The organism is Terriglobia bacterium, from assembly GCA_020072815.1.
In the GTDB taxonomy this organism is placed as follows: domain Bacteria; phylum Acidobacteriota; class Terriglobia; order Terriglobales; family Acidobacteriaceae; genus Angelobacter.
Map to the genome: position 1 here is coordinate 146,708 of JAIQGE010000001.1, position 18,210 is coordinate 164,917.

At 58.9% G+C, this 18,210-nt stretch carries 14 protein-coding genes; 4 read left to right on the forward strand and 10 right to left on the reverse strand.

Annotation, left to right across the window (positions count from 1 at the left end; all coding sequences use genetic code 11):
- Window positions 1–134: 134 nt before the first annotated feature.
- The 5 genes from oxlT to LAO20_00605 form a co-directional block, all read right to left on the reverse strand.
- A complete protein-coding gene (gene oxlT / locus LAO20_00585) occupies window positions 135–1,673 on the reverse strand; it encodes an oxalate/formate MFS antiporter (GenBank protein ID MBZ5529899.1) in 1,539 nt (512 codons plus the stop codon).
- Window positions 1,674–1,847: 174 nt separating this feature from the next.
- Window positions 1,848–2,876 carry a pyruvate synthase gene (locus LAO20_00590; protein ID MBZ5529900.1) on the reverse strand — a complete coding sequence of 343 codons (1,029 nt, stop codon included), beginning with the start codon at window positions 2,874–2,876 and terminating at the stop codon, window positions 1,848–1,850.
- Window positions 2,877–2,926: 50 nt separating this feature from the next.
- On the reverse strand, window positions 2,927–4,156 hold the full coding sequence (locus LAO20_00595; GenBank protein MBZ5529901.1) for a pyruvate ferredoxin oxidoreductase: 1,230 nt from the start codon (window positions 4,154–4,156) through the stop codon (window positions 2,927–2,929).
- Window positions 4,157–4,180: 24 nt separating this feature from the next.
- Window positions 4,181–5,353, reverse strand: coding sequence for a (4Fe-4S)-binding protein (locus LAO20_00600; GenBank protein MBZ5529902.1), 1,173 nt, complete (start codon window positions 5,351–5,353; stop codon window positions 4,181–4,183).
- An 18-nt stretch (window positions 5,354–5,371) separates the two neighbouring features.
- Window positions 5,372–6,067, reverse strand: coding sequence for a FadR family transcriptional regulator (locus LAO20_00605; GenBank protein ID MBZ5529903.1), 696 nt, complete (start codon window positions 6,065–6,067; stop codon window positions 5,372–5,374).
- A gap of 397 nt (window positions 6,068–6,464) precedes the next feature.
- Here LAO20_00605 and LAO20_00610 point away from each other — a divergent pair, with 397 nt between their 5' ends.
- The 4 genes from LAO20_00610 to LAO20_00625 all read left to right on the forward strand — a co-directional run bounded on the left by LAO20_00610 (window position 6,465) and on the right by LAO20_00625 (window position 10,819).
- Window positions 6,465–8,054, forward strand: coding sequence for a hypothetical protein (locus tag LAO20_00610; GenBank protein MBZ5529904.1), 1,590 nt, complete (start codon window positions 6,465–6,467; stop codon window positions 8,052–8,054).
- Between the two features lie 57 nt (window positions 8,055–8,111).
- Entirely contained in the window at window positions 8,112–8,342 is a 231-nt protein-coding gene (locus LAO20_00615) for a hypothetical protein (protein MBZ5529905.1), read from the forward strand.
- 159 nt (window positions 8,343–8,501) lie between these two features.
- On the forward strand, window positions 8,502–8,915 hold the full coding sequence (locus LAO20_00620) for a hypothetical protein (protein MBZ5529906.1): 414 nt from the start codon (window positions 8,502–8,504) through the stop codon (window positions 8,913–8,915).
- A gap of 266 nt (window positions 8,916–9,181) precedes the next feature.
- Entirely contained in the window at window positions 9,182–10,819 is a 1,638-nt protein-coding gene (locus LAO20_00625) for a porin (GenBank protein ID MBZ5529907.1), read from the forward strand.
- A gap of 44 nt (window positions 10,820–10,863) precedes the next feature.
- Here the strand turns inward: LAO20_00625 and ftsW are convergent, their stop codons facing one another.
- The 5 genes from ftsW to LAO20_00650 form a co-directional block, all read right to left on the reverse strand.
- Window positions 10,864–11,955, reverse strand: a complete 1,092-nt coding sequence (gene ftsW, locus LAO20_00630; GenBank protein ID MBZ5529908.1) for a putative lipid II flippase FtsW — start codon at window positions 11,953–11,955, stop codon at window positions 10,864–10,866.
- Window positions 11,955–13,352 (reverse strand): UDP-N-acetylmuramoyl-L-alanine--D-glutamate ligase, encoded by a 1,398-nt coding sequence (gene murD, locus LAO20_00635; GenBank protein ID MBZ5529909.1) that lies wholly within the window; start codon window positions 13,350–13,352, stop codon window positions 11,955–11,957. Before murD ends, ftsW begins: the two co-directional genes overlap by 1 nt.
- Before the next feature lie 85 nt (window positions 13,353–13,437).
- Window positions 13,438–14,571, reverse strand: a complete 1,134-nt coding sequence (mraY, locus tag LAO20_00640) for a phospho-N-acetylmuramoyl-pentapeptide-transferase (GenBank protein ID MBZ5529910.1) — start codon at window positions 14,569–14,571, stop codon at window positions 13,438–13,440.
- A gap of 247 nt (window positions 14,572–14,818) precedes the next feature.
- Window positions 14,819–16,207 carry a UDP-N-acetylmuramoyl-tripeptide--D-alanyl-D-alanine ligase gene (gene murF / locus LAO20_00645; GenBank protein MBZ5529911.1) on the reverse strand — a complete coding sequence of 463 codons (1,389 nt, stop codon included), beginning with the start codon at window positions 16,205–16,207 and terminating at the stop codon, window positions 14,819–14,821.
- Window positions 16,204–17,712 carry a UDP-N-acetylmuramoyl-L-alanyl-D-glutamate--2,6-diaminopimelate ligase gene (locus tag LAO20_00650; GenBank protein ID MBZ5529912.1) on the reverse strand — a complete coding sequence of 503 codons (1,509 nt, stop codon included), beginning with the start codon at window positions 17,710–17,712 and terminating at the stop codon, window positions 16,204–16,206. The genes murF and LAO20_00650 overlap by 4 nt, the downstream gene beginning before the upstream one ends.
- Window positions 17,713–18,210: the final 498 nt, after the last annotated feature.

The following is an 18,210-nucleotide window of genomic DNA, read 5'->3' on the forward strand; positions in this document are numbered from 1 at the left end:
CTCTGTAGGGCGACTACAGGCGGTCCACGGCCGCACTACCTGTCTTTGTTGGCGCGCAAGGTGCTGCAAAAAAACTCCCTTCCGCATCGGATGATGGGAAGGGAGCCTGAAACTTTCTTGTTTTGGTCTAGCGACTAGGCAGCCGCGATCGTGGTGCTGCCGCCATCACCTTTTAGTTGAGGCGCTTTCATCCTGCGTAGGACGAAGAAAGCGAGCGTCGCCGCAATCAAGTCGAAGGCGATAGCCACCGTGAACACTCCGATCCAGCCCGTCTTGGGCAGCGTCCATTTGGCCGCGAAAGGCGTCCATGTCTTAGGCAGCACGGTTAGCGTGAGGCCGTAGGCGATCACCAGTCCTGCCACGGTGAGCAGAATCCCTTTGGTGGCCTTACTCAGGTTGATGTTCCACACCGTCGGGGCAAGGAACACGGCGAAGAGCACCATGACTCCACCGATCAAGAGCAGGATGTCGGCGCGAAAATCAAAGGCCTTGCCCGCCGCCAATGCTGAACCGATGGGAATAAACACTGAAGCTGTCCCCTTGGCCGTGTAGAGGAAGCCGTAATTCGCCGTGGCATGCTTGCGGCCGAAGAAGTCGCCACAGAGCGCCGGGAACAGCGAGAAGATCTCGCCCCACCCGAAAAAGGTGAATGCGCTGAAGACCACAAACATCAGCGGGTTGCTGGCCGTCTTGATCAGGGTGAAGATGGCCACCGCTTCCAAACCAAAAGCCAGGGCCATGGTCTTCTCACGGCCAATATGGTCGGAAACAAATCCCCACAAGGGGCGGCAGAGGCCGTTCACCAGACGGTCGGCGGAAAGCGCGAAGGTGAGCGCCGGCATGGTGAGCCATAGCAGGCTCACGTTGATTTTGTCCACCTTGAAGTCAATCGCCATGGGAGCCAGCTGGGCCACTGCCATCAAGCCTCCGGTGGCGACCATGGTCATCATTACATACATGAGCCAGAAGTGCGGCGTCGCCGCCATTTCCCCGGATGTGAAGGAAACCGGCGCTTGGCGCGTTCTTACTTCTTCGCTGCCTTTGGACCTCCAGGTCTTAGGCAACCATCCCGCCGGCGGCGATTTCAGGAACAACGCCGCAATCACCACCACCGCGCCCTGAATGATGCCCCAGCGAATGAATGCCGTTTGGTATCCGGCCGAGGCAATCAATTTGGCGATGGGCGCCACCGTGAAGGCTGATCCCGCGCCGAAGCCGGCTGCCGTCAATCCTGCCGCCAGGCCACGGTGGTCGGGGAACCATTTCAACGCGCTGCCAACCGCTGTCCCGTAGACAATTCCCGCTCCGATGCCGGCGATTGCGTAGGCCAGATACAGAGCTGTGATGGTTTCAGCTTTCCCGCTCATGACCCAGCCCAGTCCGGCGAGAACTCCGCCCAGCATGACTAGCAAGCGCGGGCCGAACTTGTCCACCAGCCAGCCTTCAAAAGGCACCAGCCAGGTTTCCAGCAGCACAAACACGGTGAACGTCACCTGGATGAGCGCTTGTTCTACTTTGAGTTGTTTTTGCAGCGGCGATACAAAGAGCGTCCAGCCGTACTGGAAGTTGGCAACCGCAATCATGCTCACTACGCTTGCGGTCAGAATCAGCCAGCGGTTGGAGAAGAGAGATTCAGTTTCTGGGGCCGGTGTTGCAGCCGATGATGCAGACATAGAAATGCCTCCTGACTTGCCTCACTTGTAAGAAACCTCGCGGGCCAAGTTACATCGCTACTTTGCCTTACCCTTTTTTACCCTTCCCTCTTTCCCTTGACGCCCATCGGGCAGATGGCGCAACAACGGCAACTCCTTCGAGCTGCCGTTGTGCTGTTTTAATTGCCCGGTATATTACTCCGCCGGGGCCTGATCTGCCTCAATTTCTTTTCTGAAGGGAATCACGCCGGGATACAGCCATTTGGTCCACATTTCGTCAATCTTGCTCTGGAAGTAGTCGGTATCGTCCTTGGTGAAGTGGGCGAAGCGTCCTTGTTTGGTCAAGTAGTCTCTTACCGGCTGGCGGCGAATCTTGCCCGCGGCAATCTGTTGGGTCCTGCCGGTCAGGCGCAGTACGCCGTTTTCTATTTCATACAACGGCCATACGCCGGTATTCACGGCGAGTTCGCCGATTTCGTGAGACAGGTACGGATCGTAGTCCCAGCCCTTGGGGCACGGGTCAAGCGAGTGGATGAACGTGGGCCCGCCGATGGCCAGGGCCTTGCGCATGGAGTTCATGGCGTGCAGGCCATAGGACATGCTGATGGTTGCGACGTACTTGCATTCCGGGTGTCCCGCGGCCATCATGCCGGCCATGTTTTTCTTCCAGCGATGATGCATGATCCGCTTTACTTTGCCGGGGGTGCTGAAGGTGGTGTTGGCGCCCCAAGGCGTGCTGCCGGAGAGCTGAATGTCAGTGTTGGCGTATGACTCGTTGTCATACATCAGGATCAGGCAGTTGTAATCAGGATGGGTCAGTGTGGCCGAGATGCCGCTGATGCCCATGTCCGCCCCGCCGCCATCGCCGCAGAAGGCGATCACGTTGATGGGCTCGTTCTTCATCTTGCCTTTGCGCATCAGGACTTTCAGCGCGGCGGCTGTGCCCAGCGCGGCGGAACCGCTGCTGCCCAGTTGCGTATGCATCCACGGCACCACCCAACTGGTGCTGTAATACGTGGTGTTGGCCACGTACATGCATCCTGTGCTGCCCAGCACGATGGTCCGCGGCCCTGCGGCCTTGGCCATCAGCTTCATCAGCAGCGCCGATTCGCACCCCTGGCATGTCCGGTGGCCGGAGGTAAAGAATTCCTCCAGGGGCAGCTTCTTGACTGATTTAAACGGGTCCAGCGCCTGTGTGGGATCGTGTTTTACGATAGTAGCCATTGCTTCACATTCCTTTCTGATGGTGAGAACTCACATCAGCGAAAAAAGGTTTATTCGCGCAGTCCAATCCACTGCGTAAGCGGCTGCGCCTTGCCACTGGCGGCCTGGAGCACGGACGCGGTGATCTTCTCCACATCCGGAATAGTGACTTCGCGGCCGCCGAGACCGGCGATAAAGCCCAGCACTGGCGGCTTGTTGCCCGCGGAGCAGTAAAGAGCGGTGCGGACCTCAGTGGCCAACACGCCGCTGTTGTAGGGCGATCCCATGGAATAGTCGCGATCAATCACGCCCACGGCCTTGAAACGGCTCAGGCACTTGGCCAACTCTTCAGCGGCAAATGGACGGAACCAGCGCATGCGGACGAACCCAACTTTCTTGCCTTCATCGCGCATCTTGCGGATGGCCACTTTCACCGGCGTGGAGAGCGTACCCATGCCCATCAACACCACGTCGGCGTCACTGGTCATGTATTCCTCAAAGAACGGGTTGCCGTAAGAGCGTCCGAAAATCTTTTCAAATTCCGCATACGCTTCTTTCAGCACGCCGTAACTCTTCTCAATGGCGGCATAGTTCTGGCGGCGGATCTCCATGACCCAGTCTTCGTTGCCCTGCGGGGCCACGGTGATGGGATTGTCCGGATGCAGCAGCAGGTCGCCGCGGTCATAGCGCGGCAGGAACTTGTTGACCTGTTCCTGTGTAGGGATGTGCACCAGCGCCTGGGAATGCGTGAGGAACGCGCCGTCGCAACTGATGGCGCAGGGCAGGAACACCCGGCGGTCTTCAGAAACGCGGTACGCGATCAGCGCGGTGTCCAGGGCTTCCTGGGCGTTGTCCACCCAGACCAGTTGCCAGCCCAGGTCGCGGACGGCGAGCGCGTCATTGTGTTCCACCCCGAACGCGCCGGGATCATCCAGCGCGCGGTTGCCGACCATGGCAATCATGGGAATGCGCAACGCCGGAGTAACCGTGAGCGCTTCCATGGCGTACATCCAGCCCACGCCGCTTGAGCCGCAAAACACACGCGCGCCTGCAGCGGAAGCGTGTTTCACGATCTCAAACTGGGAGTGCTCGCCTTCGGCCACAATGTATTCGCAATCCATTTCGCCGTTGGCCACCAGTTTGCAAATGTACTGCATCACTGTGTCATACGGCCGGATTGGATAGGCCGTGATCACGTCCACATCGGCCAGCTTGCAGGCGACCGCGATGGCTTCGCTGCCGGTTATTAACGCTGTATCGTCAGTCTTTTTCTGTTCTTCAACGACTGTAGCTATCGCCATGACAAACTCCCTTCCTGATGTTGATTATCCTTTGCTCGCGATGTCCAGCATTTCCGGGATCTGCTCTTCATATTGTCCCAGGTAGCGGAAACCGTGCGATCTGTCGCCATGCCCTTTGATCTTCTGCTGTACCCAGCCTTTGTAGGCGGCCTTGTCTTTGCGCCACGCCACCCATTGGCTGGAGTTGTCGTGGAAAGCGGTCTCATTCACCATGGTCACGCAGTTGGGTACGGGGCATACCGCTTCGCAAACTCCGCAACCGCAGCAGGCTTCCATGTTGGCGTCATACAGACCTTCCGGCGTCACATCGAAGCAGGAATCCGGGCACTGCAGCCAGCACAGCGTGCACTTGATGCAGGTATCAAAATCCACCACCGGACGCATGGTCCGCGTGCTGAATTTCTTGAACGTGGGATTGCGGTCCGGCTTGTAGCCGCCTGTGGCCTTGGTGGCCGGATCACTCATAGCATGGCCTTGAGGAATGCTGGGGATGGCGATGCCTTCGCCCATCTGGTGCCAGCTGGGCAGATCAAACTTGAATGGCACTTCCGGGTTGCCCTGGTTGGGGTTCACGGTGACCGACGTGACGCGCTCAAAGGCCCGCGCCGCGGATGTGACCTTCACCGGATCATGCCACTCGTCCGTGATGGCGCTTTGGACTGACTTCAGGCTGAACAGGTCGGGAAGGATTTTGGCGATGGCGCCCAGGATGCGTACGTCCGTGTGGTCATCCTTGTAGACCCACAGGCCGGAGAAGCTGACGGTGCCCTTGATGATCGCCATTTGGTACGGGGTCTCTTTGCGGTGGCACATGGGGATGATGGCGTCCGGTTGCTCGCGCGAGGTCACAATCAGCGTGCCGCCGGGCTTGAGCAGCTTGTTGACCGGCTGCAGTCCATACCACGCCCAGGACTCAACCCCTTTGCACAGAGTGTCGTCCACCACAATGGTGACGTCCACGTCCTTGGGTTCATATTTCGCCATGCCTTCTTCCAGCGTGACGTCGTCGGTGGCGACGATGGCGAAACTTTTTGCGGGAATGCCGTTGCGTTCCGGGCTGTCACCGTAACGGCCGAATGAGATGCCGGGCTTGCCTTCTTTGTGGGCCGCCAGCACAATTGCACGGCTGATGTTCCTGGCCAGGGTTTTCTGGAAAATGCCGCGATAGATAATCTCAATGGCGAATAACCGACCCATGTGCTGCCTCCATATCTTTTAGAACTTCTTCAATACCATTCCCTCTACGTCTCTTAGATGATGCCGCATGGCCGCTTCGGCCGCTTTGGCATCGTGCCGCTTGATCGCCGCCAGCATCCGCTGGTGTCCGGCGAAGGATTTCTGCGGCCGTCCTTCGGTTTGCAAAGATCGTGCGCGCGTCTCGCGCAGCATGTCCATCACTACGTCCAGCACCTTCAAAACCACGCTATTGCGGGATGCGGTAGCAATGGCGTAATGAAACTCCGTGTCCTCTTCCACCGCCAGCCCGCCGGTGCGGACTTTCTCGCGATGGCGGCGCAGGATGTCTTCCATCCCGGCGATCTCTTTCTGCGATGCATGCCGGGCAGCGCGCGCTGCCAGCGGCGGCTCCAGCATCTTGCGAAAATCCAGCAACTCAGCCACCAACTGCTTGCGGTTGGCGATCACGCTGGAGAGCGGGCTTACCAGCACGTCTGGCGAAACCTCCCGCACCACCGTCCCCGCGCCTTGCCGGGGCTCCACCATGCCCACCAGTTCCAGCCGCCGCAGGCCGTCGCGGATGGAGCTGCGGCTCACGCCCAGCATCTCGGTCAACTCGCGTTCCGAGGGAAGCTTGTCGCCGGGGCGCATCTTCTCCAGGATCAGCCGCTCAATCTGATGGGCGACTTGCTCATGGACCTTGTGCTTACGGATGGCCGCAAACTCTGCTTTCATCGTCGCCAGCACTCCCCGCCCGGTTTGCCCAATTTGGCATCTGATCCCAAGTGGTCTGCTAACCGGACCAAAACACTATACCTCTTCTGCCAGCCCGTCAAGCAACTTTGTTGGAAGAAATCTTGAGGAATCCGGCCAGCCAAGCCCTTGGCCTTCCGGGCCCAAAAAGAGCTTATGGAGCGCAGGCAAATTTGCCTGCGAATCTTAAACTTAGTGACTCGTTTGGGGTTACGGCGGTGACGGCGGTCACGGAAAGGTGTGACGAAGGGGGGACTGATTGCGGGGCGAGTGCATATGATTTGCTCTTGCCTGTCATTTGCGGCTTGCCAAGCTTTCTTTTCGCCCGCGCGGATCTAGACTTGTGGAATAATGTTTGCGCGGCTAGAGGAGGCGAAAGATGCCCTCTGCAATAGACAAAGTCATCCTCACCGACCTGACGGCGTTGAAAGCCAAGTACGGCGACGCTGGTGCAAGCAAAATCAACAAGTCGGTAGATGCGCTGATCGCTGCCGATAAGCAGCGTGGATTGACCAGTTGCTTGATCGCCGTGGACGATGCTGCGGCCATGAAAAAGCTTGCGGCAACTGCCGTCGTCAAGGCCGCGGACCCCAAGCAAAACAAAGTCGCCGTTGACGGCATCTACAAAGCTCTCGCGCCTGACTACCTGCTTATCCTTGGCTCAGTAGACGTGATTCCTCATCAGGACCTGAAGAACCCCGTCTACGACCCCTCGCCCAGTGGTGACCCCGACAAAATTGCGTTTGGCGACCTGCCTTATGCCTGTGAAGCCCCTTATAGCCAAAAGCCACAGGATTTCTTGGGGCCAACGCGCGTGGTTGGACGCTTACCGGATTTGACAGGCGGCGCTGACCCGGCTTACCTCGTCGGATTGCTGCAAACCGCGGCGTCGTACAAGACCCAAGGGCCAACGGGCTACGATCGTTATTTCGGAATTTCCGCTCAAATCTGGAAGAAGTCAACCGCCCTTAGCCTGGGAAATATTTTTGGCACAGCCACGGACCTGAAGACCATCCCGCCGGGCAACAAGAAATGGCCGGCTGCGTCACTCCGCAGGATGGCCCACTTTATCAACTGTCATGGTGCAGACACTTCGTCACAGTTTTATGGCCAGCCGGCAAGTGGCAAGGAAGTCTACCCGGTCGCGCTCGACGCTGCTTACGTCAACGGTAAGGTGGCCGACGGCACCGTGGCAGCCGCTGAATGCTGCTACGGCGGGCAACTGTACGATCCATCACTGCTGAAGGGTCAACAAGGCATCCTTAACACATACCTGGCCAACAAGGCATACGGGTTCTTTGCCAGCACGACGATTGCTTACGGACCAGAGGATTCCAACGCGCAGGCGGACCTCATTTGCCAGTACTTCATCCTAAGCGTGCTTGGCGGGGCCTCTCTGGGCAGGGCCGCTTTGGAGGCACGGCAGAAGTTCGTACAGACAGCCTCCCCGCCAGATCCCTCAGACATAAAAACTTTGAGCCAGTTTAATCTCTACGGCGATCCGTCAATTACCCCAATAAAAATGCCGTCGCCGTCTTTGAGCATAGCTAAACCCAAGTCGGCAAAGTCCATGGTTGCTTTCGCCGGGGAGCGCGCTGAGCGATCAGACCGTAGAAGACTCTTGTTCCGGATAGGACTCAACTTGGCCAACACCGAAGCCCAGGCATATTTTACGGCGCGCAAAGCCACCAGGTCTGTTCAGGCAGCCCTCCTAAAGAAAGCCGGTGAGTTGGGCATCAAGCCCACGAAGACCTTGTCTTTTGATATCAGACACCCAGCCGGCTCGATGAAGACCATGCCTAAGACTCTAGGGGCAAAGTTGATTGCTCCTACCCGCTTCCATGTGATCTTCGGCGATACTGGAAAGAAAGATCGCGCGTCCTCCGCGCCCGTGGTTAGAATCGTCGGTTTGATTGGGAAAGAAGTGGACGGGCAAGTCGTGTCCGTGAGGAAAATTGCGAGCCGTTAACTTGACGGAAAAGCTGGGACGATCAGCATTTGGCTTCGCCAGGGATTAGATGGCGGCATGGAAGAAATTTCAGGACAAGTCGTAAAAGGGCCCTTTGCCACGGGCTCCAAGAGCGAGCACAACGCTATTTTTTTAATTAGCGAAAAAGGCCGTTATGTCCTCCGCCGGCTGGGTGGTAACCCCTTTCAGGACCCTGAGCTGGAAAAACTGGTTGGAAAAACCATTCGTGGCCAGGGAGTTGTTACGGACTATACTTTTCTCCTGTCCGACTGGAGCGAATTGAAATAGCAACGTGCCTTCCCGGCGGCACACTCTGTGCGGCCTTCGTGGCCCTTGTGGTTAGAGGGTGCTCTGGCCACGGGCAATATCGGGGTCCCGGACCTCAAACCAGAAAAAACTGTAATTACGACCCAGGATCGTATATCCTTTGCCGCCTGTTAAGCCGCCGTGGAACTTTTGTTCAATCTCGCCTGGCTGGCGCTGGCCGCGGCGCTGCTGTTTCTTTACGGCGCGCGGGCGCCGTCGTTCGCCACCGAACATCGCCGCATCACCAGCGCCATCGCTCTGGCCTGCATCCTGGCGTTGCTGTTCCCGGTGATCTCCATCAGTGACGATCTCAGTTGCAACCCCGATCTGGCGGAATCCAATGCTTCCAAGAAATGGGTAGCGTCAACGCATCTTGCCAAACCGCTGATCTCGACGTGGCTGAGCGTACCTCCACCGCAGAGAGGCACGCGAAGAGAACCGGTGCTCGATGCCGGCTGCCTCGCGCAATCACCTGGACTCTCCTCCTCGAATTTGAACCGGCGTCCTCCCCCCTGCGCTCTCCTAGCAGCAGAGCAGTTTGCTCGGCCGGTCTGATTCCTCTAATCAAACTTGAGCTGTTTGCATGCGTTGCCTGCATTTTTTATGGGACTGCTCCCGGCATGTCGCGTTTGCGCCTGCCGTTGATGCAGCTTCCGGCAGGCCGATCTTGGAAAACGGAATCTTCCGCTTTTCCCACTAGGCGAGGAGAATTTCAATCCCCTCGCAGGGCCCCATTTTGAGTTCGACCAGGCGCTGCACGCTTTCCCGCCGCCAGTGTGCGGACGGGCCGCGCTTGTCAGATCAAACCCGGAGAATAAAAAATGCGTTCACCAACAAAGTGTCTACTGCTCGTTTTACTTTTCATCATGCTCGGCGCCGTCGCCTATCCTCAGAGTACGTCGGCCCCCGCTACCACCGCCTCCTCATCGCCCTCAGCCGCAAGCCGGGACGAAGTGGACCAACTGCGCCAGGAAGTGGCGGCGCAGCGCCAAACCATTGAGCAACTGAAAACCATGGTGCAGCAACTGGTTTCAGCCAAATCGCAGGATGCCGCCCCGGGCGCCGCCCGCGTGGTGGATGCCACCTTGGTGCAACCGGCCACGGCCGCCGCACCAGCAACCGCCGCTGCTTCCGGCCAGGAGTCGGGCGAGAAGGGCGAAAAGAAAGACGGCAACGCCCAGAAATCCGGCCCCGAGCTCAAGTTTTCCGTCGGCGGCGGTGAAGTCCAGATCTATGGCCACGCTGACGTGTCCTTCGACTACGTGGACAATGGTCTGGCCAACCGCTTTGGCGCAGTCGGCAACAATGGGTGGCTGGCGCAGCTTTCCAGCAACCTGTCTTACTTTGGCGTGCGCGGCTCGCGCAAGCTCACCCACAACCTGAACGGAGTTTTCCAGATTGAAACTGAAGTGGCCTTCACGGCCACGCCCGGCCCAACCACGGACGCGCAAGTCAAGCAGGGCCTGGGCTCGCGCGATACCTACGTCGGGCTGCAGGGCGACTGGGGCGCCATCAAGATGGGCAAACAAGATGCGCCTTACAAAAGGGCATCGGCTAGGGTGGACCCGTTCATCAATTCCATCGGCGACAGCCGCAGCATCATGGGCAACAGCGGCGGCGACAATCGCTCAGAGTTCAACACCCGTGTGCCGCATTCGCTGTGGTATGAGTCGCCGAAGTTTTTCAAAGACTTCAATGCCGCCGTTCAGTTCTCACCCGGACAGAACCGCACTGACGACAACAGCATCCTGGCGCGCGCCGAACCCAACTGCACCGGCGGCAATGACGGCCCCTGCACCGACGGTGGCTTCGGCAACCTGCTGAGCGCCTCTCTTACCTATAACAAAGGCCCGCTCTACGCTTTCACCGCTTACGAACACCACGCCAAAGTCAATCGCGCGGCCGACGAGGGCGGATCCTCAGTCCCCGGTGTGCCGCCGGCGGGATCGGTAGGCATCGCCGACGAAAGCGCATGGAAAATCGGCGGGCAGTACAACTTGAAAAAATCGCGGACGACAGCGAATTTCGTCTACGAAAAGCTGAAGCGCTACGCGCCAGCCGTGGGGGCCTTCAACGAGCGCTCGCGGCCAACGGCCACCTGGCTGTCGGTCACGCAAGGGTTCACGCCGAATGACGACCTCAATTTCGGCTGGGCCCATGCCGGCAAGACGCCCGGCGATCCTGGCGGGCAGATCAACCAACCCGGAACCCTGATCAACCTGGCCGGGCCGATTGACAACGAGGCCAACCTGATTGACCTGGGCTTCAAACACCGCTTCCCGGACAAGAGGACGTCAGCGTACTTCGTATATGCGCAGCAGATGAACCATCAGGGCGCCCACTACGATCTGGGGGCCAACGGCCACGGGGCCGTTGTGGATCGCCAGGACGCTGCGGGCAATTCCTTCACCGGCTTGACGCACAGAGGGCTCTCCCTCGGATTGACGTACGACTTCTAACCGCTTGTTCAAACAGGCCCGGACGCAGACTCTGCTCCGGGCCTTTATTCCGCCTGTTGCGTGACGTTCAGCAACACGCCCACGCTGGCCAGCATCACAAACAGCGATGACCCGCCATAAGAAATGAACGGCAGCGGAATGCCTTTGGTCGGCAGCAGGGCCAGCACCACGCTGATGTTAAAAAAGGCCTGGGCCACCACCATCGTCGTAATGCCCACGGCCAGGAAGCGGGCAAACGGGTCGCGCGAGCGCATGGCGGCACGAAACCCGCGCCAGGCAAACACCGCAAACAGCAACGCAACGAACACTGCGCCCACCATTCCCAGCTCTTCCGCGGTGACGGCGTAGATGAAGTCGGTGTGCGGCTCGGGCAGGTAGAAAAGTTTCTGGCGGCCTTCCATCAATCCAAGGCCGGTGATGCCCCCGGTCCCCACGGCAATGAGCGATTGGTTGATATGGAAGCCGGCGCCTTGAGGATCACGGTCAGGAAACAGGAACGCGATGATACGCTTCCATCGCCAGGGCACAAACACGATCAAATAGAGCACCGCGGGAACGATCGGCACCAGAGCGTAAACAAAGTAGCGGATGCGCATGCCGGCGGCATAGAGAATGGCCGCGGTGACGCCCATGCAAACCAAGGCCGTGCCCAGATCAGGCTGCCGGATGATGAGCGCCGCAAACAGCGCCACCGGAACAGCAACCGGCAACAGAGTGTGCCGCCAGTCGTCCATGGATTTGAGGCGGCCTTCCAGAAAAAACGCCAGAAACAGGATGAGCGCGGGCTTGGCCAACTCCGACGGCTGAAACGAGAACGCGCCCATGCGAATCCAGCGATGTGTGTTGTGCGTGCGGTCCAGAAAGAGCACGGCCACCAGCAACAGCGTAGTCAGGCCGAGAAACGTGAAGACCACGCCGGGATGCTTCCAGCGGCGATAGTCCACGCGCATCAGCACGGCCATGGCGGCCAGTCCGGCCAGCGCCCAGCCGAGTTGGCGAACCACAAAATGGTACGGCGAACCAAAACGCTCTCCGGCCAGCACCGCCGACGCGCTGAACACCATCACCACGCCCACGCCGGTCAGCAAGAGGGTCGCCGCAAACAGCCATTTATCTATGCCTACTCGTCTGGCCACTAGCTTCTGTCTCCCGTCGTCACCGGAGCCAGCGCCATCACCAACTCCTTGAAGATGCGTCCGCGCTGTTCGTAGTTTTCAAACTGGTCAAAGCTGGCGCACGCGGGAGCCAGCAGCACTACGTCGCCCGGCTTGGCGGCCTCAAAAGCCTGGCGCACCGCCCGCTCCAGCGTGCCGGAACGTTCGATGGGCGTGGCCCCCTGGATCTGCGAAGCAATCTTCTCCGCGGCGGCGCCGATCAAATACGCTCGCCGCGCACGCTCGCGCAGCAAGGCGACAAGCACCGTGTAGTCGCTGCCTTTGTCTTTGCCGCCAAGAATAATGTGGATGTTTCCCGGGAACGACTCCAGCGCTTTCACCGTGGCATCCACGTTGGTGGCTTTGGAATCGTTGTAAAACGCGACGCCGTTGATGGTGGTCACCAGTTCCAGACGGTGTTCCACCGCGCGGAAGTCGCTGACGGCCTGGCGCACCTGCTGCGGCCCGCATCCGGCAACCATGCCCATGGCCACCGCGGCCAGCACGTTCTCCAGATTGTGCGCGCCTTTTAGATGAATGTCCGCTCGCGTCAGGACGGTTTGGTCTTTACCATTTTGCCGGAAGATGATGTCGTCGCCCTTGAGGTACGCTCCGTTTTCGACAGGCTGCTTGCGGCTGAACCACAACAGCGAGCTCTTGATTTTGCCTTTCAGCGCGACGCACGCGGGATCGTCGGCATTGAGCACGGCGAAATCGCCAGAACTCTGGTTTTCCCCAGCGCCTGGGCGCTGGTTTTCAAAGATGCGTGCCTTGGCGTCCGCGTACGCCTGAAAAGTGTGGTGGCGGTCCAGATGGTCAGGCGTGATATTGAGGACGGCCGCGATCCAAGGACGAAACTGCTCAATCGTCTCCAACTGAAAGCTGGAAATCTCCAGGACGACCAGCGCGTCCGGCGAAGATTTTCCGGCAAGAGATATCACCGGCGTACCGATGTTGCCGCCCACCAGCGTCTTCTTCCCGCTTTTGGCCAGGATTTCGCCCACCAAAGTAGTCGTGGTGGTCTTGCCGTTGGAGCCGGTAATCGCGATCACCTTGCCTTGCAGGAAGCGGAACGCCAGTTCAACTTCGCCGATCACCGGAATGCCCAGGGTGCGCGCGTGCTGCAAGTTCGGCTGGTCCGTGGGAACGCCCGGGCTCACCACGATCAGGTCCTGGTCGCGGAAGGTGCGCTCGCCGTGGCGCCCGGTTTCAATAGAGACGCCGCGGTCCAGCAGCGCGGCAATTTCAGTTTGCAACTGGACGTCACTCTTGGCGTCAGAAACGGTGACCTTGGCGCCGCGTTCCTGCAAAAAGAATGCCGCAGCCACGCCGGAACGGCCCAGCCCAACCACCAAGACCCGTTTGTTCTTCAACTCCATGCCGGTTCCCATTGTGACACGAATGAGTGTGCCGCGAACCTGTTTCCCACTCGAACCCGTTTACTCGTCGCGCACCATCGCGGCATTAGCGCAATTTCAACGTGGTCAGCGCGAACAGAGCAAAGATCAGCGCCAGAATCCAGAAACGAATAATGATCTTGGATTCCGACCACCCCTGCAGTTCAAAGTGATGGTGGATCGGCGCCATCTTGAAGATGCGCTTCTTGCGCAGCTTGTACGATCCCACCTGCAGGATCACTGACAGCGCTTCAATCACAAAGATCCCGCCCACAAACGGCAGCAGCAATTCCTGCTTGATGATGACGGCCACCGTGCCGATGGCCCCGCCCAGCGCCAGCGAGCCCACGTCACCCATAAAAATTTCCGCGGGGTGCGCGTTGTACCAGAGAAAGCCGATGCTGGACCCCACCATGGCCCCGCAGAAGACCGTCAGCTCCGCCACCTGCGGCATCTTCTGCAGTTCCAGGTACTCTGAGAACACGGCATGACCGCTCAAGTACGTGAGCACGGTAAGCGCGCCGGTGGCAATCACCGTGCAGCCGATGGCCAGGCCGTCAAGCCCGTCGGTGAGGTTAACGGCGTTGCTGGAGCCCACCAGCACCAGCATGACAAAAACCACAAACGGCGCGAACGCCAGAAACCAAAGATGCGGATAGTGGCGCAGGCTGTCTATCACCAGGTCCGGCCGCACCTGCTTGAAGAACGGGACCATCAGGTGCGTAGAGTATTGCCGCTTGGCCGTGAGATACACCAGCACCACGCCCACCACGCCGGCCGCCAGAAACTGCAGCAACAGCTTCATCTTTCCGGTGAGACCGAGATTGCGTCTGTTCGCGACCTTAAGATAGTCGTCGGCAAATCCGATGGCGCCGAAGGCCACGGTGGAGAAAATCGCCAACCATATATAGATGTTGGAAAGGTCGGCCCAAAGCAGCGTGGGAATCACGATGGCCACGGTAATCAGCACGCCGCCCATGGTCGGAGTGCCGGCTTTTTTCTGGTGGGCCTTGGGGCCTTCTTCGCGGATGTACTGGCCGATCTGGAACTCGCGCAGCCGCCGGATAATCGCCGGGCCGATAATCAACCCCATGAACAAAGCGGTGAGGCTGGCAAACGCGGTGCGAAACGTGACGTACCTGAAAATGCGAAACGGAGGAAAATGCGCAAACAACCGTTGATAAAGGAGCCAGTAAAGCAATATTCCTCCGCAGGCAGTATTTAGTACTTAGTAGTTAGTCAGCCGCTCTCGCTCTTAGCTCGATCTGTTCCTCAACACTGCTCAAAAATGAGGTGAGCATTTTGCGCACCTCGCTCAGCTTGGTTGCGTTGCTCGCGAAGTCAACTCCAACGTCAGACTGTGGGCCTTGTTCCAAACCTGCAAGTCTCGGTAATTCCTCATCCTGCCTCCGAGATCAGTGTTGTCTCTAAATACTAAATACTCAGTACTAAATACTGCCCCCCCGAACCTTCTGTTGCAACACTTCCAACGCGCGCTCCAGTTTCACGCCGCGCGAAGCTTTCAGCAGGACGGCGTCGCCAGGCCTGAGCAGCCGGGCCAGCACTTCGCCGGCTTGTTCCGGAGTTTCCAGAAACTGGGCCTGGACGCCGCCGCCGCACGCGGCTTCCGCCAGCGCTTTGGCCAAGCCGCGCACCCCCAGCACCAGATCAATCTTCATTTTCGCCGCATGCTGCCCGGACTCACGGTGCAGTTCTTCGGCCAGCGGCCCCAGTTCCAGCATCTCGCCGGCGACCAGGATACGGCGTTCGGCCTTGATTCCGGCCAGCGCGTCAATCATCGAATTGAGCGCTTTCGGGTTGGAGTTATAGCAGTCATTCAGAATGGTGGCGCCGCGGATTTCCAGGACTTGACCGCGCTTGTCGCCGGGCCGCAGAGAAGCCATGGCCTCAGCCGCTTCTGACGGAGGTATGCCGCGCTCCAGCGCCGCCGCCGCTCCAGCCAGGGCGTTGTAGATGTTGTGCTCACCCACCAAAGGCAGGTTGACGGATTCGCGCACGCTGCCCACCACCAATTCAAACGTGGATCCCGAAACGCCGTTGAGTTTTATGTTTTGTGCGGAAACATCAGCCGCCTTCTTGATTCCAAACGTCACCACCTTGCCTTTGAAGTCCCGTCCGAACTGGCTGACGTATTCATCGTCAGCGTTCAGGACGGCGACGCCACCGGGATGCAGGGTCTCTATGATTTCGTACTTGGCGCGCGCGATCCCGGCAATGGAGTCAAACGCCTCCAAGTGCACCGGCGCCACGCAGGTGACCACCGCCATGTCATGCTGCGCCAGCGCGCCCAGAGCGCGGATCTCGCCGGCGTGGTTCATGCCCATTTCCACCACGCCGACATCATGCTCGGCTTCCAGTTTCAGCAACTGCAGCGGCAGGCCGATGTGGTTGTTCAGGTTGCCGGTGCTTTTGAGCACGCGAAAGCGCGTGGCCAGCAGGTGGGCCAGAACTTCTTTGGTCGTGGTCTTGCCGGCCGATCCGGTCACCGCCAGCAGCGGCTTTCCCCACAAGCGGCGTACCGCGGCCCCCAGGGACTGCAACGCCTTCAGCGTGTCATCCACATACATTAGGCGGGGACCAGCTTCAGTTTTCTTTTCCGCCTGGCTGTCTGCTTTGACGATAGCCGCCACCGCGCCTTTGTCCAGCGCCGCCTGCACGTAGTCATGGCCGTCAAAGTGTTCGCCGGCCAGGGCGATGAACAGATCGCCCGCGTTCAGCGTGCGCGAATCAATGGAGTAGCCCATGGCCACCGCGTCCTGCTCAAATTCGCCTTTGGCGCCGGTGAATTCCGCGATCCGCCACAGCGGCAGCTTCATTTTGGCCCTCCCGAACAAGCCATGTACCCCAAATGTTCTAATGCCTGCCGCGCCACTTGGACATCATCGAAGGGGAATACACCTTCGCGCGTGATCTGCACTTTCTCGTGTCCTTTTCCGGCAATCAGCACCATGTCGCCGGACATGGCCTCAATTAGCGCCAGACGGATGGCTTTAGCGCGGTCCGGTTCTACCGAATAACGGGTGGTGGTCTTCTGCAGTCCGGTCAGCGCGTCAGCGATGATGTGCTGCGGATCCTCGCTGCGCGGGTTGTCTGACGTAAGCACCACAAAGTCGCTTCCCTGCGCGGCGGCCAGGCCCATCAGCGGACGCTTGCTGCGATCACGATCACCGCCGCAGCCGAACACCGTGATCACTCGCCCCGTCCCAACACCACGCCGGACAAACTCGCGGGCCACGCGCGTAAGGTTGCGCAGCGCATCGTCCGTATGCGCGTAATCCACAATCACCGCAAAGGGCTGGCCGCAATCCACTTTTTCAAACCGCCCCGGCACCTGTTTGAACTGGCGCACCGCTTCAGCAATCTGCTCCAGCGAGCAACCGCAGGCGTAAGTCGCCGCGGCCGCAGCCAGCGTGTTGTACACGTTGATGCCGCCGATCAACGCTGTCTCCATCTTCCTGCTGCCGGTCGGCGTGATGAGCTCGAACGTCGTCCCGTCCTGCTGCAAGTTGATGTCCAGGGCGCGGAAGTCGCCGCTTTGGATTCCGTACAGAATCACGCGTTCGTTGGCGCTCTTTCTGGTCTGCGCCAGTTGAATGCCATATTCGTCGTCCACGTTGATGACGGCGGTCTTCGGCGGCGCGGAGCCGCAGCCGTTGAAGAGGATGTTCTTGGCCTCAAAATAGCTCTGCATGTCCTGGTGATAGTCCAGGTGGTCGCGCGTCAGGTTGGTGAACACCGCAACTTCATACGGAATGCCCCATACGCGTCCCTGGACCAGCGCGTGCGAAGAGACTTCCATCACCGCGTGGGTGGCCCCGGCGCTCACGGCTTCGGCAAAAATCTGGTTGAGCTCCAGGGCTTCTGGCGTGGTGTGCGGAGCAGGCAGAACTCGTCCCGCGACGTGATATTCAATCGTGCCGATCAGCGCGGAACTCATGCCGCAGTGCCGCAGGATGGACTCGCACAGAAAACTGGTGGTGGTCTTGCCGTTGGTGCCGGTGATGCCGATGGTCTTCAGCTTCTCCGCCGGACGCCCGTAAAAGTTCGCGCTCATCCTCGCCAGGGCCTGCCGCCCGTCCATGACCACCGCCCAGGGGACATGCGCGCGATGATGTTCGTGTTTGGAATCGGTGACCACGGCCACCGCGCCGTTTTCCAGAGCCGCGTCAATGAAGCGATTGCCGTTGGTGCTGTCGCCGTACATGGCCACGAAGACCCATCCCGGCTGAACGCGGCGGGAGTTGTAGTCCAACCCGGCAACTTGTACCTCACCTCCGCTGTGGGCGACGCCGGTACCACGCAGCAGTTCAGAGAAGTTCATTGTCTCGATTATATTCAAACCCAACTCCCCTACCCTTCCCCTTCAACTAGGAATCTAAAGGCGTTACACGAATCATCCCAGGAGATTCCCGATTGACTTGCTGCTAACTATTTGATTGATAACCACTTTGCAAATCCCTACCCCACCCTCCCCCTTTCACTCCTATTGCAAAACAAAGGAGTTATTCCATTCGACCCAACGGTCACCCAAGTATTAACTCATGAGTTATCTTTCCTTGTAACCTGATGATTCTGCAAACTTTCTGCCCTTCGGGTACGATCCTGCGACTTCCTGCTTTGCCTCATCGATTTTCCTTGCAGCCTGCTCGAGCTCATTTCTGCGATTTGCAAAATCCTTCTATTGTAACGTGTTTTATTCGCTATGGCGAGCGCGAACTAGTTCATCGTCCTAAATAAGTGCGCAAAGCAATTGGACATGCAGGAAAGGAGGAAGGGGAGGGAAACTGGCCGCTAATGAACGCGAAGCTGCGCGAATTTA

Bases quoted from the DNA above. Each gene is read 5' to 3' on its own strand.
- murF (MBZ5529911.1), bottom strand. From the start codon at position 16,207: ATGAAGCTGCCGCTGTGGCGGATCGCGGAATTCACCGGCGCCAAAGGC.
- LAO20_00625 (MBZ5529907.1), top strand. From the start codon at position 9,182: ATGCGTTCACCAACAAAGTGTCTACTGCTCGTTTTACTTTTCATCATG.
- LAO20_00615 (MBZ5529905.1), top strand. From the start codon at position 8,112: ATGGAAGAAATTTCAGGACAAGTCGTAAAAGGGCCCTTTGCCACGGGC.
- murD (MBZ5529909.1), bottom strand. From the start codon at position 13,352: ATGGAGTTGAAGAACAAACGGGTCTTGGTGGTTGGGCTGGGCCGTTCC.
- LAO20_00595 (MBZ5529901.1), bottom strand. From the start codon at position 4,156: ATGGCGATAGCTACAGTCGTTGAAGAACAGAAAAAGACTGACGATACA.
- LAO20_00650 (MBZ5529912.1), bottom strand. From the start codon at position 17,712: ATGAACTTCTCTGAACTGCTGCGTGGTACCGGCGTCGCCCACAGCGGA.
- LAO20_00600 (MBZ5529902.1), bottom strand. From the start codon at position 5,353: ATGGGTCGGTTATTCGCCATTGAGATTATCTATCGCGGCATTTTCCAG.
- LAO20_00605 (MBZ5529903.1), bottom strand. From the start codon at position 6,067: ATGAAAGCAGAGTTTGCGGCCATCCGTAAGCACAAGGTCCATGAGCAA.
- oxlT (MBZ5529899.1), bottom strand. From the start codon at position 1,673: ATGTCTGCATCATCGGCTGCAACACCGGCCCCAGAAACTGAATCTCTC.
- LAO20_00590 (MBZ5529900.1), bottom strand. From the start codon at position 2,876: ATGGCTACTATCGTAAAACACGATCCCACACAGGCGCTGGACCCGTTT.
- LAO20_00610 (MBZ5529904.1), top strand. From the start codon at position 6,465: ATGCCCTCTGCAATAGACAAAGTCATCCTCACCGACCTGACGGCGTTG.